The organism is Lysinibacillus sp. GJ-1, from assembly GCF_021166035.1.
GTDB classification, from domain to species: domain Bacteria; phylum Bacillota; class Bacilli; order Bacillales_A; family Planococcaceae; genus Lysinibacillus; species Lysinibacillus sphaericus.
This window is the reverse complement of the sequence record NZ_CP088912.1, coordinates 3986116-4010781: the sequence shown is the minus strand read 5'-3', so window position 1 is coordinate 4010781 and position 24666 is coordinate 3986116. Positions and strand designations below refer to the sequence as shown.

Genomic DNA, 24666 nt, shown 5'->3' with positions numbered 1-24666 from the left:
TAAGGGGGCATAAACAGAATGAGAACACAGAAACGACAATATTCAAGAAGCCATGCCAATAGAGGGCAACTTTTCGAAAATTTAATTGATATGACAAATAATCAATACCGCAATAACAATTTTGCAGATATCCGCAAAGTACCTTCGCCTGTGAAAATATTAAAAGTCACTGGGAATAAGGTGGATGGAAAATTAGAAAGTGCTACATGGGTAGATTATAGCGGTATTTACCGAGGGCAAGCTATTATCTTTGATGCTAAGGAAACAAAACAAAAAAGATTCCCATTGAACAATTTAACTGACAATCAATATAGGTTACTTCGTTCATGGCATTACATGGGGGCAAAAGCGTTTTTATTAGTTTGCTTTAGGATTGAAGGTAAAAACGAACCAGAGATTTATTATCTCAAATTTGAACAATTAGAAACTGCTTGGACAGCTCAAAATAATGGCGGTGCTAAATCAATTCCACTTCAATTTTTCCGAGATCACTGTACTCGAATTAAATCAGGAATATATACAGTCCATTACTTGGAAGCGGTAGGGGGTGCTTCTTGATGACTGAACCTTATTGGAATGCTAAACATGGTGAATACATCAAATGCCCTGTAGAGGGATGTAAACACTTCGGAATTATCATAACAAAAGCTCATTGTCGTGTTGAACATCAAATGAGTCGTGAAGAAGTGCGTCAGAAGTACGGTTTACCTAAATCTTTTTCATTTTCAAAGTCTAATAGAAAACAAGTAGAGGATAGAAGACACGTTGATGAGGAGGAGTATTGATGCTGGAGATAAGAAAAAAACAAATGGTCACAACAAGAAAGAAGCATGAATGTTACGGGTGCGTAGAAGAAATCGAAAAAGGCAAAAGTGCAGTTTATGTTTCCGCTAAAGAAGATGAAAAACATATACAGTTTCATCTACATGAAGAATGCAACAAAACAATTGCAAAAGATAAATGGTTTTCTGGAAGCGGTCTTTATCGTGGTTGTATCAAAGAAGCAGTGAAAAATTCCGAGGAATTGAAATCAATCAATATTTCATCGTTGGATGATTTGCCATTTGTTTTAGGACAACAAAAGGGTTTGGGAGGATGAATGTACATGAAAATGGTTGTATCTAAAGAGCAATATGAGCAGGTACGTCAAGTAGAGAAAATGTTAGGAGTAAAGATTGCATTAGCGCCAGAAGAACATCAGTTACGTGTAGTTGATTGTTTAAATGGTCAGTGGGGCATCTATCAAATAAAACGCTGTTATAAAAGTGCGACGAAATACTTTGCTGAATTGAAATTAATTGAGCCTGCTACAACAGAGCAAGAAGCGATTATGAAGTTTTTGGCAATACAGCAAAAAAAGGCGAAAGAAGGGAAATTAAAAGTAGTGATTTATTGATTGGAGGTATCGGCATAAACGTCGCAGGGAGGTGAAAGCGTGTTACAAACTGTTATTACTTACGAAAAAACTACTTTAAAAGTCATTTCAGCAATGCAAATAAACACGATAATTTCAGAAGCAAACATTTTAAAAATGCAAAATTATGAAGTTTTAATTACTTCAAAAAACAATGTTATTCATTTAGACGAACGTAATCAAATGTACTTAAAAAGAGAATACGTAAAAATATAGGGGGCTAATAAAATGCAAAGCGTAATTTTCGACATGACAGAAGAATCAGTGAAAAAGGTAGCAGGGCAAATTAAAGAAAGTTCGCCTGACAGTATGCTAGTTTTAGCACCACCGTCTGGAAACTTTTCAGTACACGCACCAAGTAAAACAGGTAAACACAAAGGGTATCATCGTATCAAATTAGAGGTATGGATTCCAGAGGATGCGATTAAAGGCGAAGATGCATTGCATGATTTCGGATTAGTAACTTTACTACGTGTACCTAAATCAAGAGTGCAGCCGCATTTAATTCGTAATGCTGATGAATGAATATTGAAAAGATATTGCGCAAAAAGGAGAAAGGATATTGAATAAAATAACTTGCCCTCATTGCAATTATAAAGGTGGCTTTTATGTAAAGGAAACGGTAAGGGGTTCAACTGTAGTCTACTTTAATGAAAATGGAGATTATGCAGAAGATCAAATGGAAATGTATAGCCATTTAAAACATAGTGGAGGAAAAATAGCTTATTGCATTCAATGTGATAAACGAATAGGAAAGAGTGAAAATCTGATTTCAGGTAAAGAGGAAGAATGTAGAAAAACACTCTTTTAAGTGACCTAGTGCATAAAAAAATGTACAGAAAGGATAGTGACAGAAAATGAAAAACGCTTCTGTAACGATTAACTACGAGAGTTTCCAATCTATTAAGGAAAAGGCAGATAAATATGATGAGGCGATTCGAGAAAAAGAAGATATTTTAAGTGAGAATGACGAGTTCATCGAAATGTTATGCGGTTGTCTTGAAAAAGCAAACGAACAAAAAGTTTCTGCAAATAAGCAATATTTCATTGCCCAAGGTATTAAAGCGATCTGTAAACGTTTTGATATGGATTTAAAGGATGAATATGGTGAGCTAGATGAAGGTAAAGAACCTAAAAAATAAAAATATTCGTGTTTGAAAGGAAATGTAAAGCAGGTGGCACATTGAAAATAGACACGTTTTATTATGCCTTTGCAACTATGTTGTTATCTCTTATCCGTAAAGAAAAAGTTCGTAAAACAGAATTAAAAAAGGAAATCAATCGAATTATAGATGCCATCTACAAAGAATTTACTTAAAAGATATTGTGTAGGAGTGGTGTGAATATTATGTGTGAAAAAGTTTGCTGGACTTGCGGACACTTTGCTTTTGGTTGCTTTGTAACAGGTGAATACAACAATACAGTTAAAGTAGATGACACATGCGATAAATGGTGTCAAGAAGGTACACAAGGCACAGTGACAGATTATGGATATGATGATGGGAAAAATGAAGAGTGGCTAAAAAATGATATGTCTAATCTTTAATCGAAAGAATATGTCCAATAGAAAGGGAGAATGGAAATGGCTATTGGGGATAAAATGAAAGTTCTAAGGGAGAGTAAAGGCTGGACGCAAAAGTATACTGCTGAAAAAATGGGTGTTTCCCCACAGATGTACAATAACTACGAAAACAATAAAACTAATCCATCTTTAGAAATTTTAAAGCGTGTATGTAATTTATATAATGTCAATTTAAATACTTTGGATGATGAAAATTCTCAAAAAGTATTTACAGGAGGAAAAACCATTATGGAAGAATCATTTAGGCATTATCAAGTAATTGAAACAAAAGATATGAGCGCAGAACAGTTACAAGAAGCTTTAAATAAGGCAACAAATGATTTTCCAGAAAAGCAGATTGACTATGTGATTGGCACGAAAATCATTTTAGGATATGAGTCTTTTTTAAATGCTCGTGGTAGAGCAGAAGCAAGGTTGCAAGCACCATCAAAGAAAAGCTTGAATGCAATGAGTAACGACAGCGTTTATTAATTAATTGGAAGATTATATTCAGTAAAGGAGTCCAAAAAATGAACATTGAAGCGATACATCAAAATGCAGAGATTATAAGCTCATCTGTATGTGGTAGGCACTTCAATCGTGTTGTAATAACTTATGATGAATTTGCGTTTTTGACAGAATTAACAGGTGTAGATAATCCGTATAAGGGTTATGGGGATGACTTTATAGAGATGGATTATCACGGTGAATTTATACCATTAATTGAAAATGCACGTGAGGTAGCTTTTCAAAGAGAAGAACAAAAGCTTATTGAGCAAGAAGAAATAACAGCATGGAAAGCAGTAAATTGCTTATTCGATGATGAAGAAGAAAATTACTATCACGGTTAAAATATCAAATTTTTATAGGGTTATCAGCTGACAATTGCAATATTTTTACTAAATTATAGAAAGACATTATACAAGGGGGGTGAAGGTAATGGCTAAAAAATTTAAGTGTCATTACTGTAGAAATCCAATAACTGAAAAGTCACCAAGTAATCACAATTGCGGTTGTCGTACTCGTCCAGCACCAACAAGTGTGTCAGTTGGCCTTGTATTGGCTCATGATGAATATAAGAAAGCAGTAAAAGAAATTGCCCATTTAACTATTCATCATGAAAAAATGAGCGAACAAGACATGAGAAAAACGTTATCAGAGGTAGCGAAAACAGTTAAAGATGGGATTGTAAATGGTGAATTTTATAAAATGACTTACTGAACACTTTGAAGATTTCATTCAAAAACAAACAAATAAAAATTCGGAGGTAACAAGTATGCAATCAATTGATAAACAAGCAATTTTAGACGTTTTAAACAGTTTAGAGGTTATTGAACAAGAGGGTGGGGAAAGTGCTTATTTGCTAGTTAAAAATAATGTAGAAAATCATAAAAAGTTAAATGCTGTAGGTGTTCCAAGTAAAACTATTAATAATTACGGTGATAAAGAAACGTTTTGTATTCTCGCATTAGCATTAAGTGAAGGTTATGCAGATCATTACAATGCTTTTAAAGGTGGTTTAGTTTTAGAGCCAGAGAATTGTATAGAAATTGAAACAAGTAGTGCAAGTGGAATTAATGATTTATGTAAACAAGCCTATGAAACGGCAGTTTCTAAAGGTTGGCACGATCAACCAAGAGAAACGGGTACATTGTTAGCATTAATACACAGTGAAGTAAGCGAAGCACTAGAAGCGGATCGTAAGGGAGATACAGAAAATTTCACAGAAGAATTAGCCGATGTATGTATCCGTATTTTTGATTTATGCGGTTCAAGAAATATTAATCTGGAACAAGCGATTATTAAGAAAATGGAGCGTAATAAAGGTCGTTCATATAAACATGGTGGAAAAGCCTACTGAACAGCATTTGAGTAAAGTGTGTAGGGAGGATGAAATAGATGGACAAGAAAGAACGTTTAGAAGCTATTAATAACTTAATTAATTTTATTTCTGAACGAGGTCGCAAGTTTTTCTTTTGTGAAAGAAATAGAGTAACAGCGAATCCACAAACAGCATATATGAAGCTTAAAAATGAGAGAGTGTACTTTGTGGATGCTTACACGAGTAAGGAAGTTTATGCGTACGGCGGATTTACACATCAAGGGTTTTCACATGGTGGAACTTTGTGGTCGCTAGTTTGTGATTTCAGTCAGTTTATACGTACTGGTAAATCCAGTAATGGCAAACATGGTTACGGAGGATTGTATAGCGGTGACTGGGGGCATAGTGATGAAATTCAACAAGAAATTATTAACTATGCAAAAGAAATCGGTTATTTGAAAAATTAATTACTAAACACTTTGAAAGAAAATAAGTAGGAGTGATTATTATACCTAATTTTAGATTTCATAGAGGTTCGCTTGAAGAAAGTCTAAAGACAGAGGTTGGAGTCGAGAATATTAAATTGCTTCATGAAATGATTTGTAGTGAATTGCAAGATTACTCAATTGCTGAAACGGCAATAATTGTCGAATTTTATGGATATGACCATAGAATCGGCAAAGAACTATATTCGGTAAAAATTTATGGTATTGGGATAGTAGGGTTTTTAGATTCTGAATTTATTAGTAAACATTATTAGGGATAAATAAGAACATAAAAAGGGGAAGTATAAGCAATGAAAAAACAAAAATCATTCATTTTACTAATTACAATTATTACAGCTATATTAGCTGGATGCGGGAATTTAAAAGAAAGTGAAATTTATTACGATGGGCAGTTACGACCTATTAGTCAAGTTGAGGAAATTATTGCTGATAAATTAGAAGTTGAAAATCCGGAATTTGATTTAGAAGTAAATGTTTACGAAGAATCAGAGGACGAGTAGTTAATAGCACGATATGAAGAATTTGAAAAGGAGAGGTTAGTGATGAATGAACAAGCATTTGAAAAAACATTAGTAAAGTACGAAAATCAGATTCGTGAAGCATCTATACATGCTTGTGTGGATGTAGAAGAATTTAAAGAAGGTTTAAGAATTTTTGCAAAAGCGGTAGGTGTCATTGTAGATAATGCTATGAAATTTTGGAACGAGTTAAAAGAATGGGTGATAAATCGTCATCTAGATTTAGAAAGAATAGAAAAGGAGAGTAGAAAAAAGAGACTGTTATATAAATTGAACTTTGATAGACCGAAAATCAAAAGCCAAGTAATTGATAGGAAACCTCAACGCCTCATAAAAAAAGTCATTTATTGAGGAAAGAGAAATAATAATTGGGGGTGTGCTAATGAGTGGTATTGCACAAGATCAAATAACAGCAATAGCAGAGGTAGCCATTGCGAAGTTTAATGAGCTTCAACAAGAAGAGAAAACTAAAAAACAAGACAGACGACTTTTTAATACAAGAATATTGTTAAAGAATTACCGTCATTTAAAAGTGTACTGTAACGAAATGAAAGAAAGCATGAACTTAGAAGATGGGGAGCAAGAGGAAATAATTACGCCTGATAAAGAATACCTTACGCTGGAGTCCATAAAAAGAAGTGAAGCTCGTACACTTGCTATGATGCGGTTCATTGATAATATGATTAAAGTTTATGAAATGGATTGCAAACACTTGGGAGCAGAAGCGGTGCGAAGGTATGAAACGCTATTGCATTTTTATATAAATGACGAAAGAAAGACTTATGCTGAAATTGCGAAGCTGCATAATGTACATGAACGTACAGCGCAAAGAGACTTGAAAGAGGCAGTTTATGCTATGTCCGTGCTTTTTTTCGGTACAGATGGATTGCGGTTACAGTTATAGTCGTGTCGTAAAGTTGTCGTTTTAAATGCTTTTTAAATATTATATAGTGTAAATGTAGAGTAATTGGATTTACTTTACATCAATAGTCTTCCAACTAAATAGACGTTTGCGAAATCGTCAACACTACAGAGTCACATCTAACAAGGTGTGGCTTTTTATTATGCCTAAAGGAAGGTGATTCAAATGGATGAAGAAATAATTATAAAACCAATTGAACAGTTTCTCGAATTAATTAAAGGTACTGAATATGAAGAACAAGCCTTGCGAATGAAAAGAGAAATTGAAGATGCAATTAATGAGTATAATCTTGACCAAAGGGCAGCAGGAGAAAGGGAAGATTATTATTCATAACTAGATGATTAGTGGCTTGTTATTAAGAATATGCATTGTGGAGGGATGAAAGTGGTCTCTTTAAAAGATAAAGTTGAAACTTTGGGATTATTAGATGTTGATACAGACCCGACAATCATAGCCGAGTTATATCAACTGTATCAACATGATTCTAAAAAGAAATTTAAATACTTTAAGCGATATGGCGATTCAGTAATGTATTACAGTGAAGATTATTTAGAGCAAACATCTATTGAACAATTGCAGTTGAAAGATGTATGTAATCAGATTTATTAATTGTGGAGGGATGAACGATGAAGATAACAGAAGAAATGATTCCACTAATTGAAAAAGCATTAGGCTTTAAATTATATGATTGGCAACGCGCTTATCTATTAGAAGAACAACATTCAAAGCCTAAAGAAAGAGCGTCGGGAAGAACGACAGCTTACATCGTTAAACTGTTATTAACCAATCATGAGCCTATAGATATTAAGTTTCATGCCATGAGATACAAAGACCATCAAGGCGTTCACTACACAGATTTCTTCCGTAATTTTATGAGAGAGATAGACGAGAAGCTAACTAATGTTGGATTGCCTACTTGTACGGTTAAACCGAAGTCGAATAACAGAACTATTGAAATAGAAATAGATGCAGATACTTCTAAATTACAATTAAAGCTACGAGCAATAGCGAAGTATGTAGGTGCATTAGCTGATGAGTTAGATGCAATTGATAATGTGTGGCAATGTGACTGTGGTTCGCTCGATTATTCAGACCATACTTATCCTAGCGGATCGTTAGTTACAAGGGTTTGTGATAAGTGCAAAGAATCGTGTATTGTTCCGAACGATAATGAACTACCAACACAATTAAAAGGTACAACAATATCAATTGTAAATCCAAATAACAAAAGCGTAGAGGATATTGTAAATACTTTGAAGGAACAAATAAAAGGTAACGACTAATGAACTTCTACAAATCAAAAGCATGGCGAAGTAAACGGAAAAAAGTTTTAAGGCGTGACGATTATGAATGCCAAGAGTGTAAACGGTACGGTAAAAATCGAACTGCAACAACTGTACACCATTGCAATCCATTAGAAGAACGACCTGACTTGCGGTTAACGACTTGGAATCTTTTGTCTTTATGCGGTACGTGTCATGATAAAATGCATGATCGTGTTAATGACAAGTTAACTGATTTAGGAGAATATTGGCGTGAAAAGGTATCCCCCCCACTTCAAAATGTAAAAGTTTAACACGGGAGGACCGAGGAGGAGGACCTTTTCCAATAGAGCGAAGTTTTGAAAAAATTTTTTTGAGGAGGTGAAAGGCATGTCGAAAGTGCCAAGCAAAGAAACAATTAAGCGAAGGACAATCAAAGATATGAAAGACCTTGGAGTCCACAAACCTCAATATAATCGCCTGATTGACGCATATTCGGATATTGTTCATCAATACTTAATTTTGACTGAAAAGTTCGAAGAAGAAGGATATGAATATGAAAGTTATACGGCTGCTGGTGGTGCAAAAAAATCGCCAATTGTTGCAACCTTGGAATCACTTAGGAAAGATATTCTCGCATACTCTGATCGGCTATGCCTGAATCCAAAATCAAATGATACAAGTGGCAATACTCCTAAAAAGAAAAAGGGATTAGCAGAGGTTTTAAGTAGTCTTGGCGGCTAAACATAAGAACTTTAATCTTGTAATGGAGTATGCGAAATCAATAGTGGAAGGGAGAAAGTTAGCAAATAAAGAGCAAATACAGGGTTGTGAAAGGTTTTTAAGGGATTTAGAAAATCCAGATTACGAGTTCCGCCCAAAAGATGCAGAGTTTGTTATTGGAATTATTGAAAAGACATTTGTACATGCGCAAGGGGAGATGTTGGATGGTACACCATTAAGAGGAAAGCCTTTTTTATTAGAGCCTTTTCATAAATATCAAGTTTATAACCTGTTAGGATTTTTTCATAAAGATACTGATATTAGGCGTTTCAAAGAAGCTTTTATTTACATTCCTCGAAAAAATATTAAAACGTCATTTGCTGCTGCATTAGCATGGGCGTTAGGTTTATTAAATAGGAGATCAGGTTCAAAAGTGTATATTGTTGCTGCTGCTTTAAAGCAAGCCCTTGAAAGTTTCAATTTTATAAATTTCAACCTTGGTCAAATGGGTGAAAAAGAAAATTTCCGAGTTATAGATAATAATCAGGAACATTCTATTTCAGGTGATCTTGGAGACGGTTCGCTTTTTATACAGGCGTTAGCTGCTAATCCTGATAAACAGGACTCATTGAACTGTAATATTGGTATTGCGGATGAAATGCACGCTTATAAAACTCCTAAACAATATAACATCATTAAAGAAGCAATGAAGGCATACACCAACAAGCTGATGATTGGAATTACAACAGCAGGTGATAATATGTCTTCATTTTGTTATCAGCGTTTACAGTATTGTAAGAAAATATTAGATGGAACAGTAGTGGACGAGCAATATTTTGTATTTATAGCAAAAGCGGACGAAGATGAAAAAGGCAATGTGGATTATACGAATCCTATTGAACATGAAAAGGCTAATCCTGCTTATGGGGTGTCCATTCGCCCGCAGGATATGTTAAGTGATGCATTGCAGGCTCAAAATGATCCTCAACAACGAAAAGATTTCTTGGCAAAATCCTTAAACATATATACATCTGCTATTAAAGCGTACTTCAATATTGATGAATTTAAGACATCGGATAAAAAATATAAATGGACTATTGAAGAATTGGCTAAGTTACCTATCACTTGGTATGGGGGCGCAGACTTATCCAAGATGCACGACCTTACAGCAGGAGCATTATACGGAAATTATCAAGGTGTCGATATAACAATCACTCATGCATGGTTTCCGATTGTAGCAGCAACAGCGAAAGCGGAGGAAGATGGGATTCCTTTGTTTGGATGGAAAGATGATGGTTGGCTAACTATGTGTAATACTGCAACGGTTAATCATTCTGATATTGTGAATTGGTTTATTAAGATGAAAAAGAAGGGCTTTAAAATCAAAAAAGTAGGATTTGACCGCAAATTTAGTCGTGAATTCTTTTTAGCTATGAAGCAAGCAGGGTTTAAAGTTATAGATCAACCACAATACTTTTATAAAAAATCAGAAGGTTTTAGACGAATTGAAAAGAAAGCAAAAGATGGTCATTTTTATTACTTACACTCCCAAGCTTTCGAATACTGTACTCAAAATGTTGCTGCTATAGAAAAGACTGATGATATGATTCAATACGAAAAAGTTATGGAAACTCAACGTATTGATATATTTGATGCTACAGTTTTTGCTTCAATTCAGATGCTAGAAGATATGACAAAATCGGCAGATGTATCGGCTTGGTTAGGAGGATAATTAGTTGGGTTTAATACAAGATAATATTTTAGAAATCATGTTGCTTATCGGAGTTGTATTTCTTGCGATAGGTTTTTTTATGCTCTCTATTCCTGTTGGCTTTATCGTAACAGGTGCATTACTTTACGGTACGAGTATAATTTTGGTTCGTCTGGGAAAGGAGAGGATTGAGTAAATGGGTTTTTTATTTACGAGAAGTGAAAGGAAAATCAGAGCAGAAACAAATGAAAGTCCAATAGGTTTATTTATGTCAGGTCAAGATTCATCTTTATTAGTCAATGGTTATACAAAGCTTTCGGACAATCCAGAAGTGCAAACAGCAGTCCATAAAATAGCTAATTTAGTTTCTACAATGACAATTCACTTAATGGAGAATACGGATGATGGGGATGTAAGAATTAAGAATGCTTTGTCAAGAAAGCTTGATATAAATCCTTATTCTTTGATGACAAGAAAAACGTGGGTGTACAACATTATTTATTCGATGTTACTTGATGGTAGAGGGAATAGTGTTGTTTATCCTATTGTTGAAGATGGAATGATTTCGGAACTAATACCATTACAACCATCGAAAGTAAATTTATTAGAAACTAATAATGGGTACTCAATCCGTTACGGATCTAGAGTCTTCAACTATGATGAAGTTCTTCATTTTGTTTATAATCCTGATCCAGAATATCCGTGGAAGGGAAAGGGGCTACAAGTAGTCCTGAAAGACTTAGTACACAATTTGAAACAAGCAGCTCATACAAAGAAGAACTTTATGAGTGATAAATGGAAACCTCCGTTAATCATTGCTGTGGATGCTTTAACAGAAGAATTATCAAGTGATGATGGTAGAGAAAAAATTCTTAAAAAGTACGTGTCCGATACGGACACAGGTATGCCTTGGGTAATTCCTGCTGATTTAGTGAAAGTGGAACAAATTAAACCTTTGACTTTAAATGATTTAGCAATTAACGAAGCAGTTGAATTGGATAAAAAGACTGTTGCTGGACTCATAGGAGTGCCAGCTTTTTTCATGGGGATTGGACAATTTAATAAAGATGAATATAACAATTTTATTGATACAACTATCCTTCCAATTGCGAAAGGAATCGAACAAGTGTTAACAAAGGGGCTTTTATATCAGCCAAATTGGTATTTTAAACTTAATCCTCACAGTTTATATGCGTACTCAATTACAGAAATTGCAGCAGTTTACAGTGATTTATATGTAAAAGGGTTATCTCCGGGTAACGAAGTACGCGATAAAGTGGGACTATCACCTATGAATGGCTTAAATGAACTTGTAATGCTTGAAAACTACATTCCAGCAGACACGATAGGACTTCAAAAGAAATTAATACAAGGTGGTGATAAGAATGAATAAGGAACGTGGGAATGTAATTCAAATTAGGAGTGCAGTAAGTGAGTTGCAAACTCGTAATGAGCAAGAAAATGAGTACATTATAGAGGGCTATTTTGCTGTCTTTGGAAAAGAAACGGAACTTTGGAAGGGTGCTTTTGAAGTAATAGCACCAACAGCATTTGATGATACCTTAAGCAATGATATTAGAGCGTTAATTAATCATGATTCTGCACTTGTACTTGGTCGAAATAAATCAGGAACACTGGAATTAAAAATAGATTCTAGGGGACTGTGGGGAAAAATTCGTCTGAACCCTAAAGATACAGATGCAATGAATTTATATGAACGTGTAAAGCGCGGTGATGTAGATCAATGTTCATTTGGTTTCAACATCATAGATGAATCTACAGAGTGGTTTGATGATGGAAAAGTTAAATGGACAATTAATAAGGCTGATTTACATGAAGTTTCAGTAGTTACATTTCCAGCTTATGAAGAAACAAGTGTGCAAGCTAGACATGCTCAATTTGAGCAAATGAAAGAGCGGAAATTTGAACAAAGAAAACAAGAATTGAAGGCGAGGCTACAAAGATGACTTTAAAACAATTAATGGTTAGTAAGAAAATTGAACAACGTAAATCAACATTAGTAGATTTGATGTTGCGTGAAGAAGAATTTCAAAATCGAAGTGCAGAGCTAGTTGCAGCGTTGGAAGAAGCAAAAACTGATGAAGAAATTTCGACCGTGGAATCTGAAATTAACAAGCTGGACAGTGATAAAGAAGAAGTTGCTAGTAAAAAATCTGTTTTAGAAGATGAAATAAAAACACTTGAAACGGAATTAGAGCAGTTAAATTCAAATGCTCCTACCAATCAACAACGTTCTATGCAATTACAAAATCAAACAAGAGGTGAAGAAAACATGAATCGTTTACAAGTTCGTGAATTATTAAAAACAGGCGAATACTACGAGCGTAGTGAGGTAAAGGAGTTTTACGATCAGTTTAAAAACCTCCGTGCCGTAACAGGTGGAGAATTAACTATTCCAGAAGTAGTAGTGAATCGAATTATGGACATAATGGGTGATTTCACAACACTTTATCCACTTGTCGATAAAATCACTGTAAAAGGTACAACTCGTATTTTGGTGGATACAGATACAACAGCAGCGACTTGGATTGAACAAAAAGCAGCTATTCCAACTGGTGACGTAGGAACAGTTACGGCTATTGACTTTGATGGTTTCAAAGTGGGTAAAGTAACATTTGTAGATAATTATTTATTGAATGATTCAATTATTAATCTGGATGACTATGTAACAAAGAAAATTGCTCGTGCCATCGCAAAGGCTTTAGATATTGCGATTGTAAAAGGTGAGGGCGCAGCGAATAAACAACCAACTGGTATTGTACCTTCTCTAAAAACAGAACATAAAGTAGAAGTTAAAGCGGATGCAAATTTGGTTAAAAATACTGTCAAACAAATTGGGTTAATTGATACTGGTGAAGATACTGTAGGGGAAATTGCTGCTGTAATGAAACGCTCGACTTATTATAATCGTTTCCTTGAATTTTCAATTCAGGTGAATGCGGAAGGTAATGTTGTTGGTAAATTACCTAACTTAAAGCAACCTGATTTATTAGGTTTGCCAGTTGTATTTAACAATGGTGTGGAAGTGGATCAAGTCCTTTTTGGTGAATATGATAAATACACTCTAATTGAACGTGAATCTATTACTATCGACAATTCGGAACATGTTAAATTTGTCGAAGATCAAACTGCTTTTCGTGGAAAAGGACGTTACGATGGGAAGCCAACTAATGTAGATGCGTTTGTATTAGTTACTATCAAAGATGTTGAAGGAGTAGCAGGAGCGTAATTATGAAAGGGTGATATAAGTGGCAAAATATAAAGTTATTTATATGTTTCGTGACTTGAAAGACAATGACCATATTTATAAAGTAGATGATAAATATCCACGTAAAGGGCGTGTAACAAAGGCACGTATTGATGAATTGTCTTCAACTGATAATAAAATTGGCATACCACTAATTGAAGAAATAAGTGAGGACGGTGAGGAGTGATGGAAGAAACCTTACTTGCTAACTGTTTGCAATTATTGAAGTTAGATTTAAGTATTACACATAATTTGCGTGATACCTATTTTATTAACATTTTGAAAACAGCTAAGAAGGAAATAGAAAAAATGGGCGTTAATATGGCTGAATCTACTAGTGTAGAAGATACTCAACTCATTGTGGATTATGCTGTATGGAACTACAGAAAACGTCAAGAAGACGTAGGGCTTCCTAGAAATTTGAAATTCCGCATTCATAACCGTGTTATTCAAAAGGCTGGTGCAAGTGATGCCGAGCCTTAAACAATCTGTACAAAATGGTCAACACATATCAAAAGACGATGTGTGTTTTTTAATGTCCTCAACTATTATTCTTGATGAAATGCTTCAAGAAATAGAAACCACTTTACCAGAGTTGGTATACTGTGTGCCTGTAAGTATTGGTCAACGCGAATTTTCCGTCACAATGCAAGTAGGATTAAAAGCGCAATTAACTTTAATCATCGACCATGATGAATATGATGGCGAAAAAGAAGTTGAATATAATCGTGTGAAGTATTCAATATATCGGACATTTGTACGTAATGACGGTGATATTGAGCTGTATTGCGAGGTGCGTAAAGGTGTCAATTGACGTTGGAGCGTTGGCTGCTGAAATAAATCGCACTCTTGCATTATATGCTCGTCAAACAGAAGAAAAAATAGATGTTATTTCAGAAAAAGTAGCAAGTGACGGTGTAGAGTTGTTGAAAGCTGGTTCGCCAAAATCACCTATGGGCGGTGATTATGCAGCAAGTTGGGATTATAAAAAAGTTGGTAAAAAGTTTATCATTAACAATAAGAAACATTATAGGTTAACGCATTTACTTGAAAAGGGACATGCAAAGGTGAATGGTGGTAGGGTTGGGGCAAGAGTTCATATTGCGCCAGTGGAGGATAAATTGATAAATGAATTTAAGGGAGAATTACAAAGGGGGTTAAGTGAATGACTCTAAATGAATTAGCTCATAAATTAAATTCTTTGTATCCTACTCGCTATTCTCATTTCACAAGTATCCAAGAACCACCATTCATTTGCTATTTAGATGAAGGGTCTAATAATTTTTATGCTGACAATAAAGTATTTGTAGAAGGAACGCTTGTAAATATTGAGTTATATACAAAATCAAAAGATTTTACGGCAGAAAAGAAAATAAAAGAGATGTTAAACGAAAATGAAATACCATACGAACAAACCCCTACCGTTTTTATTGAATCGGAAGGGGTCTTTCAATGTGTATTTTCAGTTACATTAATTTAAAAAATCGGAGTGTGAAAAGTATGTATAACGTATTAAATGGTAAAAAAATCACGCAAAATTCGAATGATAAAATTACTATTCCGTTTCATTGGAAACCAATCATGGATTTAGATATCCAGTTCTTTGCAGAAAATAAAGTTGAATTTGGATTAAGTAATGTTCACTATGCACCGTATACCGAGGGTACTAATAATGAGATTATTTTTGAAACACCAATTCCAATTCCGGGTGCAGTAAGCATTACTTCTGAACCAATTGGTGAGGCAACGAAATTCTTCGCTGATAACATGGTCTACTATGTTGTTAATAGTAACCAAGGATATGAGGCTACATTGAGTATTGCACTTATTCCACAGCAATTTGCAATTGACGCATTAGGAGAGGAACTTGATTCAACAGATGGGGTATTAAATGAATTGGCGAATGCCCAAGGTAAACCGTTTGCGCTTTTATTCCAGTTCGAAGGAGATCAAAAGGCAACTCGTCATGTTTTATACAATTGTACTGCTAATCGTCCAAGTATCAGTGGTAATACAAAAGAAGAAGGTACAGAAGTATCACCAAACGAATTAACGCTTACTGCATCGCCTATAAAAATTGGTGAAAAATTGATGGTAAAAACAAAGACAACATCAACAACTAAAGAAGAAATATACAGTAATTGGTTCAAAAAGGTATACCAAAAAATTGCAACTGTTGAGGGCGCGTAAGAGGAGGATAACCAATGGAAATTACATTACCTATTGATGGGAAAGAAGTACCTTTTAAATCAAATGGCGCGGTTGCAAAGCGTTATATGATGCAATTTCAACGTGATTTGTTAAAAGATATTCTAAGTATGGGTGTTGCAGAAAAGAGCTTTGATGATATGAGTCAAAGTGAAAAAATCCAATGGATTCGTGAACATGTTGATTTCAATATGTTTTTCGATATTGCTTGGGTTTTTGCTAAAACGGCAAATAATGAAATTCATGAACCTATGAAATGGTTAGAATCATTTGATGAGTTCCCGATTTTGGATATCATTGAACCGTTACAAATGTTACTTGAAAAGACGATTGCTTCTAAAAAAAAATAACAAGTAGCAATGCTGTTGAATCAAGTCGCCCAATTAGCACAGAGCAATTTTTAGTGTTATGTCGAGAATGTAACCTTTCGCATGATGATTTGGAAACAATGACTTTTGGTATGTGTTTAGATTACATTGATGAGTATTTAGAAACTAAAAATCCAAATAAAAAAGAAGCGAAAGTTCGCAAAGCAACACAAGCAGATTTCGATTCATTCTAGCACTTACCTTTTGGTAGGTGCTTTTTATTTTTAGAAGGTAGGGGGTAGGTGGAATGAATGTCTAGTGGTCGAATACAAGGGATTACAATAGAAATTGGTGGAGATACAAGAGGGCTGACGGATGCTTTAAAAGATGTTAATAAGGAAAGTAATAAAGTTGCTAGTGAGTTAAAAGAAGTTGAACGTGCTTTGAAATTCGATCCAGGGAATGCTGAATTAATCGCTCAAAAACAGCAGCTTTTAGCAGAGCAAATACAAAAAACTAGTGAAAAACTAGATGTTTTAAAAACTGCTCAATCACAAGTAGAAGCTCAATTTAGAAGCGGTGAAATAGGAGTAGAACAGTACAGGGCATTTCAACGTGAATTAGCAACTACTGAAGCAAAGATGCAACGTTACAATGCTCAAATAGATAGCACTGCTGTTGAACAAAGTCGATTGGCGCGTGCTACAGGAGAGTTATCGGCTTTTTTTGAAGCAACGGGTACAGATATTAACCAATTCGCTGACTTATTGGGCACACGTTTAACAAATGCAATTAGAGATGGTTCTGCCACTACGGATCAAATGAATCGTGCTTTACGTATAATGGGACAACATGCATTAGGTGCTGGCGTTGATATTGACCAAATGAGAGATGCGCTAAGGAGAGCAGCCGAAGGAGCTGATTTAAGTGGAGTTCGACAAGACTTAGCAAGAATCACTCAAGAAGCTAATCAAGCGGAGGAAGCTGTCAATGGATTTGGTCAAGAATTATCAGGAGTGGTTGCAGGACTAGCAGCGGGCGGAGGAATTGCGGGAGTTATAGAAAAAGCATTAGATGTTTCTAGTTTGAATACTCAAATTGAAATGTCTATGAACCTGAACGAAGCCGATACTAAAGCAGTTAGGCAGACAATTATGGAAACGACAGCTGCGATTGGTGATGAGGAGGCAGCATACGAGGGTGTACGAAGACAATTAGCTCTTAATAAAGACGCTTCTATCGAAACTAATCAGGAAATCATAAAAGGCGCTGCTGCTATTTCACATGCCTATAAAGAAATTGATTTTAAAGAGTTGATTCAAGAATCACATGAAATAGGTAAAGAACTCGGTATCTCGCAAAAAGAAGCTTTAGGTCTTGTTAACGGTTTATTAGATGTTGGATTTCCGCCAGAACAATTAGACATCATTTCAGAGTATGGAAGTCAACTTGTCATGGCTGGTTACAATGCTGAACAAGTGCAAGCAATAATGGCATCGGGTGTTGCCACTGGTACATGGAATATTGATATACTTTTGGACGGTTTAAAAGAGGGAAGAATTGTAGCCGCTGAATTCGGTCAGGGTATCGACAAATCTATGCAGGATGCTATTAAAGGTACTAATATCAGTGAACAACAATTAGTTAAATGGGGTCAAGCAGTAGCTTCGGGCGGTCAAAATGGTGTGAAAGCCATGCAAGAAATGAATCAAGCCTTGTCATTAATTGATGATGATACCAAACGAAATGAACTTGGTGTGAAAATGTACGGTACGCTTTGGGAGGAACAAGGAAGCAAGGTTTCGCAAACAATTCAGGGTATGAATGAACATATCAGGACGGCAGCGCAAAACACCGAAGCATTAAATGGTGATGTTTCAACATTAGAATCAGACCCAGCTTATCAATTAGCGGTAGCGATGGGGAGTATTAAAGAAGCGTTAGAGCCTGTATTGGCTAGTATTGCGGATTTTGTTGGCAAAATAGCTGAATGGGTAAGTAATAATGCAACATTAACAGCAGCAATTGTTGCAATAGTTGCCACGATTGCAATTCTTGCAGGTGCGTTTATGGCTTTAATGCCAGCGGTAGGCGGGCTTGTAACTGCATGGCCAGCTTTAGTAGCTGCAATAGGGACTATTTCTGGACCAATTGTTCTAATTGTTGCTGCGATAGCAGGTCTTGGAATCGCGCTTGTGGCTGCATACAAAAATTCTGAAACATTTAGAGAAAATGTGAATAGTGTATTTCAGGCGATAAGGGATGTTGCAGTCACTGTATTTGAAACAGTGGCTTCTTTTATTGGTGAAAAAGTAGCTCAAATAAAGCAATTTTGGAGTGAGAATGGCACTCAAATTTTACAAGCTGTACAAAATGTCTTTAATGGCATAAAGGCTGTAATAGAGTTTGTCATGCCAGCGGTTAAATTTATAGTCGAAACTGTATGGAATGCCATTAAACAGGTCATTGATGGTGCATTGAATGTCATAATGGGGGCTATAAAAGTTTTTAGCGGGCTGTTCACAGGGGATTTCTCAAAAATGTGGGAAGGCGTAAAGCAGATTTTTAAAGGAGCTATTGATGTAGTCGTTGGCTGGATGACATTAAGCTTCTTTGGTGGAATTAAAACAATCGTTATGAACTTGGCTAAAACGGGTGTAAATCTGTTAAAAGGCATGTGGGATAACATTGTTAGCTTCTTTACTTCAATGGGCACAAAAGCATCAACCACTGTATCGAATTTTTCTACATCTGTTATTAACTTCTTTAAAAATTTGGTTACTAATTCAGTTAGTACTATTTCCAACATGGTTAATTCTGTCGTAAATTTTGTGAAGAACTTAGCTACTAATTTCGTGAACATCATTTCAACTATGAAAACAAATGTTTTAAATAAGATGAACGAAATCAAAGATGGACTCATTACTAAAATTAAATCATTGCCTGAACAATTTACGTCAATTGGTAAAGATATTATTAACGGTCTCATTAAAGGTATTTCTGCCATGACTGCAAATGCGATTGAATCCATTACTGGAGTTGTGGACGGTGTAGTAAGTAAAGCAAAGAGTTTGCTTGGTATCCATTCACCTTCAAAGGTTTTTGAGCAAATTGGTTTATGGACAGGCGACGGTCTTGTAAACGGCTTAGATGGTTCACAATCTAAGGTACAAAAATCAATTGAAGAATTAGGCGGAATATTAATTGACGTTGCTGAAAATAATTTAGATGAAGAAAAGAAAATTACCACAGCATCAAAAGAAGAAATCGCTAAAATTGAAAAGCGCGCTACAGAAAATATCGAAAAAATACAACGCGATGCAGCTAAAAAGAAAAGAAAATTAACTGCGGATGAAAACTTGAAAATCGAACGCATAAAAGAAGATAGTGCAAAAAAAGTTGCTGATATTGAGAGCAAAGCTACTAAACAAAAAGTAGAGTTAATTACAAAAAATCAAAAAGAAATGTTAGAAGAAATTAAATTATATATTAGCGACAAACAATCGCTTGAAGAAATGAGTCTAGAACAAGAAGCTGCACTTTGGGAAAAATCAATTGCACTTTTCGATGAAGGTACGAAAGAACGTGTAGAAGCCCAAAAAGCCTATAAAAAAGCTGTGGAAGACATTAACAAAAAAGAGTTGGAAAATGTTAAACAAAATATAGCTGATAAAAAATCTTTGGAGGAACTGTCTTTAGTAGAAGAAGCGAAAATTTGGGAAAAAACCATTGGCTTGTTTGATGAAGGTAGTAAAGAACGAATAGAGGCACAAAAGGAGTACCGAAAAGCATTAGAAGCAGTGAACAAAGAAATAGTCTCTATTAACAAAGATTATCAATCACAGATGAAGCAAATAAACGATGATCTATTAAAAGAAGAAGATAGATTAAACAAAGAGTACAAGACAGCTTTTGATAATCGTGTATCCACACTTATGTCATATGCAGGTACATTTGATGCTTTCAAAGTTGATCTAAATCGTACAGGTCTTGAACTAATGTCTAATTTACAAGGACAGGTTGATGGCTTTAAACAATGGCAAGATGAATTTACAAAGTTATCAAGTCGTGGCGTTAATAAAGAATTACTAGAAGAACTTTCATCATTAGGTGTAAAAGCTTTGCCAGAACTTGTGGCTTTGAACCAATTAACTGATGAACAATTAACCCAATATAGCGCACTTTATCAAGAGAAATCACAACTTGCAAGAGAACAAGCGGAGAAAGAGTTATTAGGAATGAAAACTGATACTCAAACGAAAATTGATGAAATGCGAAAGGCAGCTAATGATGAATTGTCAAAATTGAATAACGAATGGCAAGCTAAAATCAAAGCTGTTACACAAGGGACTAAATCAGAGCTTTCATCCTTAAAGCAAATTGGTGTAGATGCAGGGAATGGGCTTTTAGAAGGTCTTTCATCCACATCTGGAGCTTTATATGCTAAAGCACAAGAAATTGCAGATAACATTGCAAAAACAATCGCTGCTGCATTAGATATTCATTCACCTTCAAGGGTAACAATGGGCTTTGGTGTTAATATCAATGAAGGTCTAATTAAGGGCATGGAAAAGTCTAGTGGTAGATTGCAACGTGCTATGAATAATGTTTATGGTTCACTTGCAAGCAGTGCTGAAAAGTCTGTATCAAATAAAACAGCTTTAGTTCAAGCGAATACGCCATCCACAACAACGAATACAAAAACAGAAAACCATTATCATATGAGTTTTACAAGTCCAAAAGCACTTGATCCATACGAGTCAGCAAGAATGGCTAAAAACGCATTAAAAGAAATGGGATTACAGTTTTAAAAGGGGGCTAGGGCATGATTGAGTCTTTCCAAAGGCGAGAGAAACTAATTTTTGATAATCATCAAGGGCAGACATTCGAATTATCAGTGTCTAGCCCTTTTTATTTAGACGGTGCAGATGGACTAGAAGTATTAGAAAATGAATTTTATAACGTAAAAAATTATAACGAGGATGGAACTAATATAAAGGGTTCTAGCGTAAGAGAAAGAAACATTGTGATTAATGGCCGTATTCGATTAGATAAAGACATTAACAGAACGAAGATTATTCGTTTTTTTAATCCGAAACATCAATTTACACTGAAATATACCAATGGAGATATTGTTCGCTATATTGATTGCAAAGTTGAAAAGACACCTATAGTCAGTAGGCATGACATTCCTGAATTTATGATTTCATTTTTATGCCCGAATCCTTGGTGGTACACAGAAGAACAAAAGTATGAGATTGCTATGTGGGTGGCTGCCTTTGAATTTGAGCTTGAAATTGATGCGGAAGGAGACGGTATTGAAATGGGCTATCGAGAGCCGAATAACGTAGTCAACGTTTTCAACGATAGCGATACAGCATCCCCTTTACGTATTCAATTTAAAGCCATTGGAAGTGTAGTTGATCCGTACATTGAAGTAGTAGATACGGGGAGAATTGTAAAAATAGAAGCTACCTTAAAAGGTGGAGATGTTGTTACCGTTAATACAAGGCGTGGAAATGAGTACGCCATTCTTGAACGTAACGGGCAACAGATTAATTACTTCAATTACCTTTCACATGACTCCGATATTCAATTAAGTGTAGATGTTGGCGATAACTTGATTCGCTATGATGCTGCTGAATTTGTATCTAATTTAGAGGTGTCAATTTACTTTACGCCTCAATTCGTGGGGGTGTAACGATGCTTTATGTATACAATGAAAATTTTGAACGCTTAGGATACATTGGCAAATTTTCTTATTTGTTGTGGAGAAAAAAATACGGACTAGGTAGTGAGGCAGAATTACATGTAGATGTAACTCCTGAAAACATTGAGCAGCTAAAAAAGGGCAACATTATTTTTCGTCAAGATGATAATGAGGCTATGTATATTTACTATCGGAAATTTGATGACAGTAATGGTGTAGACCAGTTAGTTATTAAATGTTTCTCACTTACAAGGTGGACAGACCGCCGCGTCCTGTGGAAGCAATACGATTATAATCACACACCAGAGGTCATTATGCGACAACTCATAGAAGACACAATGATTAATACATTTGATCGTGCCCGTAAAATTCCAAACTTAGAACTAGGTCAGTTAAAAAATATAGGTCAAGCAATTCAACGACAGTTTTCATATAAGCAAGTTTATGAAATATGTGAAAACTTGTGTATGACATATGATATTGGGATGCGCTGTTTATTCGATGGAAGAACACTCAAATATGATTTTTACGAAGGTACGGACAGAACGATTAATCAAAGTTTAAATCCTCGTATCATCTTATCGAAGAATCGTAGTAACTTGCTTAAAAGAACATACGAGGATGCAGACAACGACTTTAAAAACACAGTACTAATTGCTGGTGCAGGAGAAGGTACAGAACGTAAAACAGCAACAATTGGTACGTCAAATAGTGGTTTAAATCGCCGTGAATTATTTATTGACGCACGCGAAATTTCGGACACAAGAGATGTTGACGGTGAACAAGTACTTATTCCAGATGATGAATACATGAATCTTCTTATCGCAAAGGGCGAAGAAAAGAAAGCGGAATACACAGAGTTCATAGGCTTTGATTGCGAATTAGATGTGACCAAAGAAAATACAAAATACAACGAAGATTTCTTCTTAGGTGATTTAGTCACGATTAAAGATGATGATTTAGGGATTTTAATGAATAGCCGTGTGATGCAAGCAGATGAAGTATTTCAGGCAGATGGTAAATCCATCTATGTGACGGTTGGTAAATCAGTACCTACACTTCCACAGGCTATAAAAAGGATGGTGAAGTAGTAATGATGAATTTCAAACTTCATAAATTTGAAATAATCGGTGTTGAAGGTGAAGCTCATGTTCATTTCATAATTGAAAGAAAAGGTGAACTACTTGAAAATACTGTGCCGTTATTAAAACAAAATAAAGAAGATGTATTATTCCTTAAATCAATCTATCCGCTGATAACTTCGAAATTAACACAACAAGAAGGTGAAATAAATGATTAAATTTGGGATGATGAACTCTATAAACGGAGATAGAAAATATAAAGCGGAAGATTTTGCCCAGTATTTTGCTACGTTTATTGGTAATGGTATTTTCGTTAAACCTTCTGATTGTTTGCAGGTAATGGCTGTTTCTAATACCATGAAAGTTATTATCAGACCAGGTAAAGCGTGGGTTAACGGATATTATTTAATTAATGATGAGGATTATAGTTTATCACTATCTGTTAGTGATACATCGCTCAACCGCATTGACCGTATTGTTATAAGATTAGATTTCCTCCAAAGAAAGATGAGTGTGGAAGTCAAGAAAGGAACACTATCTGCATCCCCAGTTGCGCCAACTTTAAAACGTGATGCAGATGCTTATGAATTAGCTTTAGCTGATATTTATATTGCTAAAGGAGCATTAACAATTACACAAGCTTCTATTACAGATACACGATTAAATAATAGCCTTTGCGGTATGATGCATGCAGTTGTAAATCAAGTAGACACAACTACAATCTTTAATCAATACCAATCATGGTTTAATAGCTATAGTGTCACTAAGGCAAATGAATTTGCAGAATGGCAGACCAATGTAACAACAGCCTTAGAAGCTTGGATTGATGCACAAGAAAAAGATTTTATAGACTGGAGACGTGCGGAAGAAGCACTATTTCTTGCTTGGTTTGAAACTATAAAAGGTAAATTAAGTGAGGATTCAGCAGGGAATTTATATAACATGATTGAGGAACACAAAAATGCGCGTTTACCACATTTTGAAATTGATGTAGTGACAGGTAAAAAATATGCAACAGGTTGGATTATCGAAGATGGAAAACTTTATTTCGAAGCAGAAGAGGTGAATAGCTAATGAAATGGCAAGTGGCGACAGAGCCAACACAATTAGAGATAAAAACAAATGTGGAGAATGTAAATACAAATGTAACAAGTGTTAAGAATGACGTTGCTATAGTTAAAACAAATGTGGCAACAGTAAACACTAATGTAAATACACTAAACACTAATGTAGGTACTCCTACTTCCACTGCTAGCAATGGTACAAGCGCAAATGTTCATGCAAAATTAAACTGGATGATTTCTAATGAATCTACTATGAATTCTAAAGTTTTAACTAAGCCTGTGTTGAAAGTCACTGGTACTGAAGCTAGTTTCAGTTCTTCAATTTTAACGGCTGCTAACGGTTTGCTACGACCTTATACAGGATCAGCAAATTTGTATTTATCAGTTACAGGAAGTGGTAGATTATTATATGTATTAAATTCCACAGAGAACTACGCTTGCCTTATCACTATTGACGGAAAGTGTTTTGCGTTAGACAGTAACGGGTTATTAGATATACCATTTTCGACTAGTTTAAGAATCGAACACGGTGGTTCAAGTCCATCGTATGCACCAAGGTTGATATATTACGAACTAAATATGTAGGG

At 35.2% G+C, this 24666-nt stretch carries 41 protein-coding genes; all 41 read left to right on the top strand.

Annotation, left to right across the window (positions count from 1 at the left end; all coding sequences use genetic code 11):
* Positions 1-18: 18 nt before the first annotated feature.
* Positions 19-558 carry a Holliday junction resolvase RecU gene (locus LO754_RS19950; protein WP_231785133.1) on the top strand — a complete coding sequence of 180 codons (540 nt, stop codon included), beginning with the start codon at positions 19-21 and terminating at the stop codon, positions 556-558.
* The gene (locus LO754_RS19945; protein WP_231785132.1) at positions 558-785 is read left to right on the top strand and encodes a hypothetical protein; all 228 of its coding nucleotides are present in this window, start codon (positions 558-560) and stop codon (positions 783-785) included. Before LO754_RS19950 ends, LO754_RS19945 begins: the two co-directional genes overlap by 1 nt.
* A complete protein-coding gene (locus tag LO754_RS19940) occupies positions 785-1099 on the top strand; it encodes a hypothetical protein (protein WP_231785131.1) in 315 nt (104 codons plus the stop codon). Before LO754_RS19945 ends, LO754_RS19940 begins: the two co-directional genes overlap by 1 nt.
* Positions 1100-1105: 6 nt before the next feature.
* Positions 1106-1396, top strand: coding sequence for a hypothetical protein (locus tag LO754_RS19935; protein ID WP_231785130.1), 291 nt, complete (start codon positions 1106-1108; stop codon positions 1394-1396).
* 39 nt (positions 1397-1435) lie between these two features.
* Positions 1436-1630, top strand: a complete 195-nt coding sequence (locus LO754_RS19930; RefSeq protein WP_231785129.1) for a hypothetical protein — start codon at positions 1436-1438, stop codon at positions 1628-1630.
* A gap of 12 nt (positions 1631-1642) precedes the next feature.
* On the top strand, positions 1643-1939 hold the full coding sequence (locus LO754_RS19925; protein ID WP_231785128.1) for a hypothetical protein: 297 nt from the start codon (positions 1643-1645) through the stop codon (positions 1937-1939).
* Positions 1940-1976: 37 nt separating this feature from the next.
* Positions 1977-2225, top strand: coding sequence for a hypothetical protein (locus LO754_RS19920; RefSeq protein WP_231785127.1), 249 nt, complete (start codon positions 1977-1979; stop codon positions 2223-2225).
* A 46-nt stretch (positions 2226-2271) separates the two neighbouring features.
* On the top strand, positions 2272-2556 hold the full coding sequence (locus LO754_RS19915) for a hypothetical protein (protein ID WP_231785126.1): 285 nt from the start codon (positions 2272-2274) through the stop codon (positions 2554-2556).
* Between the two features lie 41 nt (positions 2557-2597).
* Positions 2598-2732, top strand: a complete 135-nt coding sequence (locus tag LO754_RS23545; RefSeq protein ID WP_255702588.1) for a hypothetical protein — start codon at positions 2598-2600, stop codon at positions 2730-2732.
* A 30-nt stretch (positions 2733-2762) separates the two neighbouring features.
* Positions 2763-2960 carry a hypothetical protein gene (locus LO754_RS19910; protein ID WP_231785125.1) on the top strand — a complete coding sequence of 66 codons (198 nt, stop codon included), beginning with the start codon at positions 2763-2765 and terminating at the stop codon, positions 2958-2960.
* Positions 2961-2996: 36 nt separating this feature from the next.
* Positions 2997-3467 carry a helix-turn-helix domain-containing protein gene (locus LO754_RS19905; protein ID WP_231785124.1) on the top strand — a complete coding sequence of 157 codons (471 nt, stop codon included), beginning with the start codon at positions 2997-2999 and terminating at the stop codon, positions 3465-3467.
* A 38-nt stretch (positions 3468-3505) separates the two neighbouring features.
* Complete coding sequence (locus LO754_RS19900; RefSeq protein WP_025220574.1) at positions 3506-3826, top strand: hypothetical protein; 321 nt, start codon at positions 3506-3508, stop codon at positions 3824-3826.
* An 88-nt stretch (positions 3827-3914) separates the two neighbouring features.
* Positions 3915-4196, top strand: a complete 282-nt coding sequence (locus LO754_RS19895) for a hypothetical protein (RefSeq protein ID WP_231785123.1) — start codon at positions 3915-3917, stop codon at positions 4194-4196.
* Positions 4197-4251: 55 nt separating this feature from the next.
* Positions 4252-4836 (top strand): MazG nucleotide pyrophosphohydrolase domain-containing protein, encoded by a 585-nt coding sequence (locus LO754_RS19890; protein WP_231785122.1) that lies wholly within the window; start codon positions 4252-4254, stop codon positions 4834-4836.
* 38 nt (positions 4837-4874) lie between these two features.
* Positions 4875-5264 (top strand): hypothetical protein, encoded by a 390-nt coding sequence (locus LO754_RS19885; RefSeq protein ID WP_231785121.1) that lies wholly within the window; start codon positions 4875-4877, stop codon positions 5262-5264.
* Positions 5265-5593: 329 nt separating this feature from the next.
* Positions 5594-5803: a hypothetical protein gene (locus LO754_RS19880; protein ID WP_231785120.1), complete on the top strand. Its 210-nt coding sequence runs from the start codon at positions 5594-5596 to the stop codon at positions 5801-5803.
* A gap of 42 nt (positions 5804-5845) precedes the next feature.
* The gene (locus LO754_RS19875) at positions 5846-6172 is read left to right on the top strand and encodes a hypothetical protein (protein ID WP_231785119.1); all 327 of its coding nucleotides are present in this window, start codon (positions 5846-5848) and stop codon (positions 6170-6172) included.
* A 31-nt stretch (positions 6173-6203) separates the two neighbouring features.
* The gene (locus LO754_RS19870) at positions 6204-6725 is read left to right on the top strand and encodes a hypothetical protein (protein WP_231785118.1); all 522 of its coding nucleotides are present in this window, start codon (positions 6204-6206) and stop codon (positions 6723-6725) included.
* 183 nt (positions 6726-6908) lie between these two features.
* Positions 6909-7076: a hypothetical protein gene (locus tag LO754_RS19865; RefSeq protein ID WP_231785117.1), complete on the top strand. Its 168-nt coding sequence runs from the start codon at positions 6909-6911 to the stop codon at positions 7074-7076.
* A 51-nt stretch (positions 7077-7127) separates the two neighbouring features.
* Positions 7128-7352, top strand: coding sequence for a hydrolase (locus LO754_RS19860; protein ID WP_231785116.1), 225 nt, complete (start codon positions 7128-7130; stop codon positions 7350-7352).
* Positions 7353-7369: 17 nt separating this feature from the next.
* Positions 7370-8026: a hypothetical protein gene (locus LO754_RS19855; RefSeq protein ID WP_231785115.1), complete on the top strand. Its 657-nt coding sequence runs from the start codon at positions 7370-7372 to the stop codon at positions 8024-8026.
* Positions 8026-8319: an HNH endonuclease gene (locus tag LO754_RS19850; protein ID WP_231785114.1), complete on the top strand. Its 294-nt coding sequence runs from the start codon at positions 8026-8028 to the stop codon at positions 8317-8319. The genes LO754_RS19855 and LO754_RS19850 overlap by 1 nt, the downstream gene beginning before the upstream one ends.
* 76 nt (positions 8320-8395) lie before the next feature.
* Positions 8396-8749 carry a P27 family phage terminase small subunit gene (locus tag LO754_RS19845; protein WP_231785113.1) on the top strand — a complete coding sequence of 118 codons (354 nt, stop codon included), beginning with the start codon at positions 8396-8398 and terminating at the stop codon, positions 8747-8749.
* Between the two features lie 22 nt (positions 8750-8771).
* On the top strand, positions 8772-10460 hold the full coding sequence (locus LO754_RS19840) for a terminase large subunit (protein WP_231786361.1): 1689 nt from the start codon (positions 8772-8774) through the stop codon (positions 10458-10460).
* 4 nt (positions 10461-10464) lie between these two features.
* Positions 10465-10635, top strand: coding sequence for a hypothetical protein (locus LO754_RS19835; RefSeq protein WP_231785112.1), 171 nt, complete (start codon positions 10465-10467; stop codon positions 10633-10635).
* Positions 10636-11832, top strand: a complete 1197-nt coding sequence (locus LO754_RS19830) for a phage portal protein (protein WP_231785111.1) — start codon at positions 10636-10638, stop codon at positions 11830-11832.
* A complete protein-coding gene (locus LO754_RS19825; RefSeq protein ID WP_025220560.1) occupies positions 11825-12406 on the top strand; it encodes an HK97 family phage prohead protease in 582 nt (193 codons plus the stop codon). The genes LO754_RS19830 and LO754_RS19825 overlap by 8 nt, the downstream gene beginning before the upstream one ends.
* The gene (locus LO754_RS19820; RefSeq protein ID WP_231785110.1) at positions 12403-13689 is read left to right on the top strand and encodes a phage major capsid protein; all 1287 of its coding nucleotides are present in this window, start codon (positions 12403-12405) and stop codon (positions 13687-13689) included. The genes LO754_RS19825 and LO754_RS19820 overlap by 4 nt, the downstream gene beginning before the upstream one ends.
* A 19-nt stretch (positions 13690-13708) precedes the next feature.
* Complete coding sequence (locus tag LO754_RS19815; RefSeq protein WP_231785109.1) at positions 13709-13894, top strand: hypothetical protein; 186 nt, start codon at positions 13709-13711, stop codon at positions 13892-13894.
* Positions 13894-14190 (top strand): hypothetical protein, encoded by a 297-nt coding sequence (locus LO754_RS19810; RefSeq protein WP_231786360.1) that lies wholly within the window; start codon positions 13894-13896, stop codon positions 14188-14190. Before LO754_RS19815 ends, LO754_RS19810 begins: the two co-directional genes overlap by 1 nt.
* A gap of 52 nt (positions 14191-14242) precedes the next feature.
* A complete protein-coding gene (locus tag LO754_RS19805; RefSeq protein WP_231785108.1) occupies positions 14243-14521 on the top strand; it encodes a hypothetical protein in 279 nt (92 codons plus the stop codon).
* Positions 14511-14876 carry an HK97 gp10 family phage protein gene (locus tag LO754_RS19800; RefSeq protein WP_231785107.1) on the top strand — a complete coding sequence of 122 codons (366 nt, stop codon included), beginning with the start codon at positions 14511-14513 and terminating at the stop codon, positions 14874-14876. The genes LO754_RS19805 and LO754_RS19800 overlap by 11 nt, the downstream gene beginning before the upstream one ends.
* The gene (locus LO754_RS19795; RefSeq protein WP_231785106.1) at positions 14873-15187 is read left to right on the top strand and encodes a hypothetical protein; all 315 of its coding nucleotides are present in this window, start codon (positions 14873-14875) and stop codon (positions 15185-15187) included. The genes LO754_RS19800 and LO754_RS19795 overlap by 4 nt, the downstream gene beginning before the upstream one ends.
* Before the next feature lie 101 nt (positions 15188-15288).
* Complete coding sequence (locus LO754_RS19790; RefSeq protein WP_038510611.1) at positions 15289-15897, top strand: major tail protein; 609 nt, start codon at positions 15289-15291, stop codon at positions 15895-15897.
* Between the two features lie 14 nt (positions 15898-15911).
* Positions 15912-16265: a hypothetical protein gene (locus LO754_RS19785; protein ID WP_231785105.1), complete on the top strand. Its 354-nt coding sequence runs from the start codon at positions 15912-15914 to the stop codon at positions 16263-16265.
* 269 nt (positions 16266-16534) lie between these two features.
* Positions 16535-21034, top strand: coding sequence for a hypothetical protein (locus tag LO754_RS19775; RefSeq protein WP_231785104.1), 4500 nt, complete (start codon positions 16535-16537; stop codon positions 21032-21034).
* A 14-nt stretch (positions 21035-21048) separates the two neighbouring features.
* Positions 21049-21924, top strand: coding sequence for a phage tail domain-containing protein (locus tag LO754_RS19770; protein ID WP_231785103.1), 876 nt, complete (start codon positions 21049-21051; stop codon positions 21922-21924).
* A 2-nt stretch (positions 21925-21926) separates the two neighbouring features.
* Positions 21927-23024 carry a siphovirus ReqiPepy6 Gp37-like family protein gene (locus LO754_RS19765; protein ID WP_231785102.1) on the top strand — a complete coding sequence of 366 codons (1098 nt, stop codon included), beginning with the start codon at positions 21927-21929 and terminating at the stop codon, positions 23022-23024.
* A 2-nt stretch (positions 23025-23026) separates the two neighbouring features.
* Positions 23027-23233 (top strand): hypothetical protein, encoded by a 207-nt coding sequence (locus LO754_RS19760; protein ID WP_231785101.1) that lies wholly within the window; start codon positions 23027-23029, stop codon positions 23231-23233.
* A complete protein-coding gene (locus tag LO754_RS19755) occupies positions 23226-24089 on the top strand; it encodes a hypothetical protein (RefSeq protein WP_231785100.1) in 864 nt (287 codons plus the stop codon). Before LO754_RS19760 ends, LO754_RS19755 begins: the two co-directional genes overlap by 8 nt.
* Positions 24089-24664 (top strand): hypothetical protein, encoded by a 576-nt coding sequence (locus LO754_RS19750; protein WP_231785099.1) that lies wholly within the window; start codon positions 24089-24091, stop codon positions 24662-24664. Before LO754_RS19755 ends, LO754_RS19750 begins: the two co-directional genes overlap by 1 nt.
* The last annotated feature ends 2 nt before the right edge of the window (positions 24665-24666 follow it).

Bases quoted from the DNA above. Each gene is read 5' to 3' on its own strand.
- LO754_RS19950 (WP_231785133.1), top strand. From the start codon at position 19: ATGAGAACACAGAAACGACAATATTCAAGAAGCCATGCCAATAGAGGG.
- LO754_RS19945 (WP_231785132.1), top strand. From the start codon at position 558: ATGACTGAACCTTATTGGAATGCTAAACATGGTGAATACATCAAATGC.
- LO754_RS19940 (WP_231785131.1), top strand. From the start codon at position 785: ATGCTGGAGATAAGAAAAAAACAAATGGTCACAACAAGAAAGAAGCAT.
- LO754_RS19935 (WP_231785130.1), top strand. From the start codon at position 1,106: ATGAAAATGGTTGTATCTAAAGAGCAATATGAGCAGGTACGTCAAGTA.
- LO754_RS19925 (WP_231785128.1), top strand. From the start codon at position 1,643: ATGCAAAGCGTAATTTTCGACATGACAGAAGAATCAGTGAAAAAGGTA.
- LO754_RS19915 (WP_231785126.1), top strand. From the start codon at position 2,272: ATGAAAAACGCTTCTGTAACGATTAACTACGAGAGTTTCCAATCTATT.
- LO754_RS19910 (WP_231785125.1), top strand. From the start codon at position 2,763: ATGTGTGAAAAAGTTTGCTGGACTTGCGGACACTTTGCTTTTGGTTGC.
- LO754_RS19905 (WP_231785124.1), top strand. From the start codon at position 2,997: ATGGCTATTGGGGATAAAATGAAAGTTCTAAGGGAGAGTAAAGGCTGG.
- LO754_RS19900 (WP_025220574.1), top strand. From the start codon at position 3,506: ATGAACATTGAAGCGATACATCAAAATGCAGAGATTATAAGCTCATCT.
- LO754_RS19895 (WP_231785123.1), top strand. From the start codon at position 3,915: ATGGCTAAAAAATTTAAGTGTCATTACTGTAGAAATCCAATAACTGAA.
- LO754_RS19890 (WP_231785122.1), top strand. From the start codon at position 4,252: ATGCAATCAATTGATAAACAAGCAATTTTAGACGTTTTAAACAGTTTA.
- LO754_RS19885 (WP_231785121.1), top strand. From the start codon at position 4,875: ATGGACAAGAAAGAACGTTTAGAAGCTATTAATAACTTAATTAATTTT.
- LO754_RS19880 (WP_231785120.1), top strand. From the start codon at position 5,594: ATGAAAAAACAAAAATCATTCATTTTACTAATTACAATTATTACAGCT.
- LO754_RS19875 (WP_231785119.1), top strand. From the start codon at position 5,846: ATGAATGAACAAGCATTTGAAAAAACATTAGTAAAGTACGAAAATCAG.
- LO754_RS19870 (WP_231785118.1), top strand. From the start codon at position 6,204: ATGAGTGGTATTGCACAAGATCAAATAACAGCAATAGCAGAGGTAGCC.
- LO754_RS19865 (WP_231785117.1), top strand. From the start codon at position 6,909: ATGGATGAAGAAATAATTATAAAACCAATTGAACAGTTTCTCGAATTA.
- LO754_RS19855 (WP_231785115.1), top strand. From the start codon at position 7,370: ATGAAGATAACAGAAGAAATGATTCCACTAATTGAAAAAGCATTAGGC.
- LO754_RS19850 (WP_231785114.1), top strand. From the start codon at position 8,026: ATGAACTTCTACAAATCAAAAGCATGGCGAAGTAAACGGAAAAAAGTT.
- LO754_RS19845 (WP_231785113.1), top strand. From the start codon at position 8,396: ATGTCGAAAGTGCCAAGCAAAGAAACAATTAAGCGAAGGACAATCAAA.
- LO754_RS19840 (WP_231786361.1), top strand. From the start codon at position 8,772: ATGGAGTATGCGAAATCAATAGTGGAAGGGAGAAAGTTAGCAAATAAA.
- LO754_RS19830 (WP_231785111.1), top strand. From the start codon at position 10,636: ATGGGTTTTTTATTTACGAGAAGTGAAAGGAAAATCAGAGCAGAAACA.
- LO754_RS19825 (WP_025220560.1), top strand. From the start codon at position 11,825: ATGAATAAGGAACGTGGGAATGTAATTCAAATTAGGAGTGCAGTAAGT.
- LO754_RS19820 (WP_231785110.1), top strand. From the start codon at position 12,403: ATGACTTTAAAACAATTAATGGTTAGTAAGAAAATTGAACAACGTAAA.
- LO754_RS19810 (WP_231786360.1), top strand. From the start codon at position 13,894: ATGGAAGAAACCTTACTTGCTAACTGTTTGCAATTATTGAAGTTAGAT.
- LO754_RS19805 (WP_231785108.1), top strand. From the start codon at position 14,243: ATGTCCTCAACTATTATTCTTGATGAAATGCTTCAAGAAATAGAAACC.
- LO754_RS19795 (WP_231785106.1), top strand. From the start codon at position 14,873: ATGACTCTAAATGAATTAGCTCATAAATTAAATTCTTTGTATCCTACT.
- LO754_RS19790 (WP_038510611.1), top strand. From the start codon at position 15,289: ATGGATTTAGATATCCAGTTCTTTGCAGAAAATAAAGTTGAATTTGGA.
- LO754_RS19785 (WP_231785105.1), top strand. From the start codon at position 15,912: ATGGAAATTACATTACCTATTGATGGGAAAGAAGTACCTTTTAAATCA.
- LO754_RS19775 (WP_231785104.1), top strand. From the start codon at position 16,535: ATGTCTAGTGGTCGAATACAAGGGATTACAATAGAAATTGGTGGAGAT.
- LO754_RS19770 (WP_231785103.1), top strand. From the start codon at position 21,049: ATGATTGAGTCTTTCCAAAGGCGAGAGAAACTAATTTTTGATAATCAT.
- LO754_RS19765 (WP_231785102.1), top strand. From the start codon at position 21,927: ATGCTTTATGTATACAATGAAAATTTTGAACGCTTAGGATACATTGGC.
- LO754_RS19760 (WP_231785101.1), top strand. From the start codon at position 23,027: ATGATGAATTTCAAACTTCATAAATTTGAAATAATCGGTGTTGAAGGT.
- LO754_RS19755 (WP_231785100.1), top strand. From the start codon at position 23,226: ATGATTAAATTTGGGATGATGAACTCTATAAACGGAGATAGAAAATAT.
- LO754_RS19750 (WP_231785099.1), top strand. From the start codon at position 24,089: ATGAAATGGCAAGTGGCGACAGAGCCAACACAATTAGAGATAAAAACA.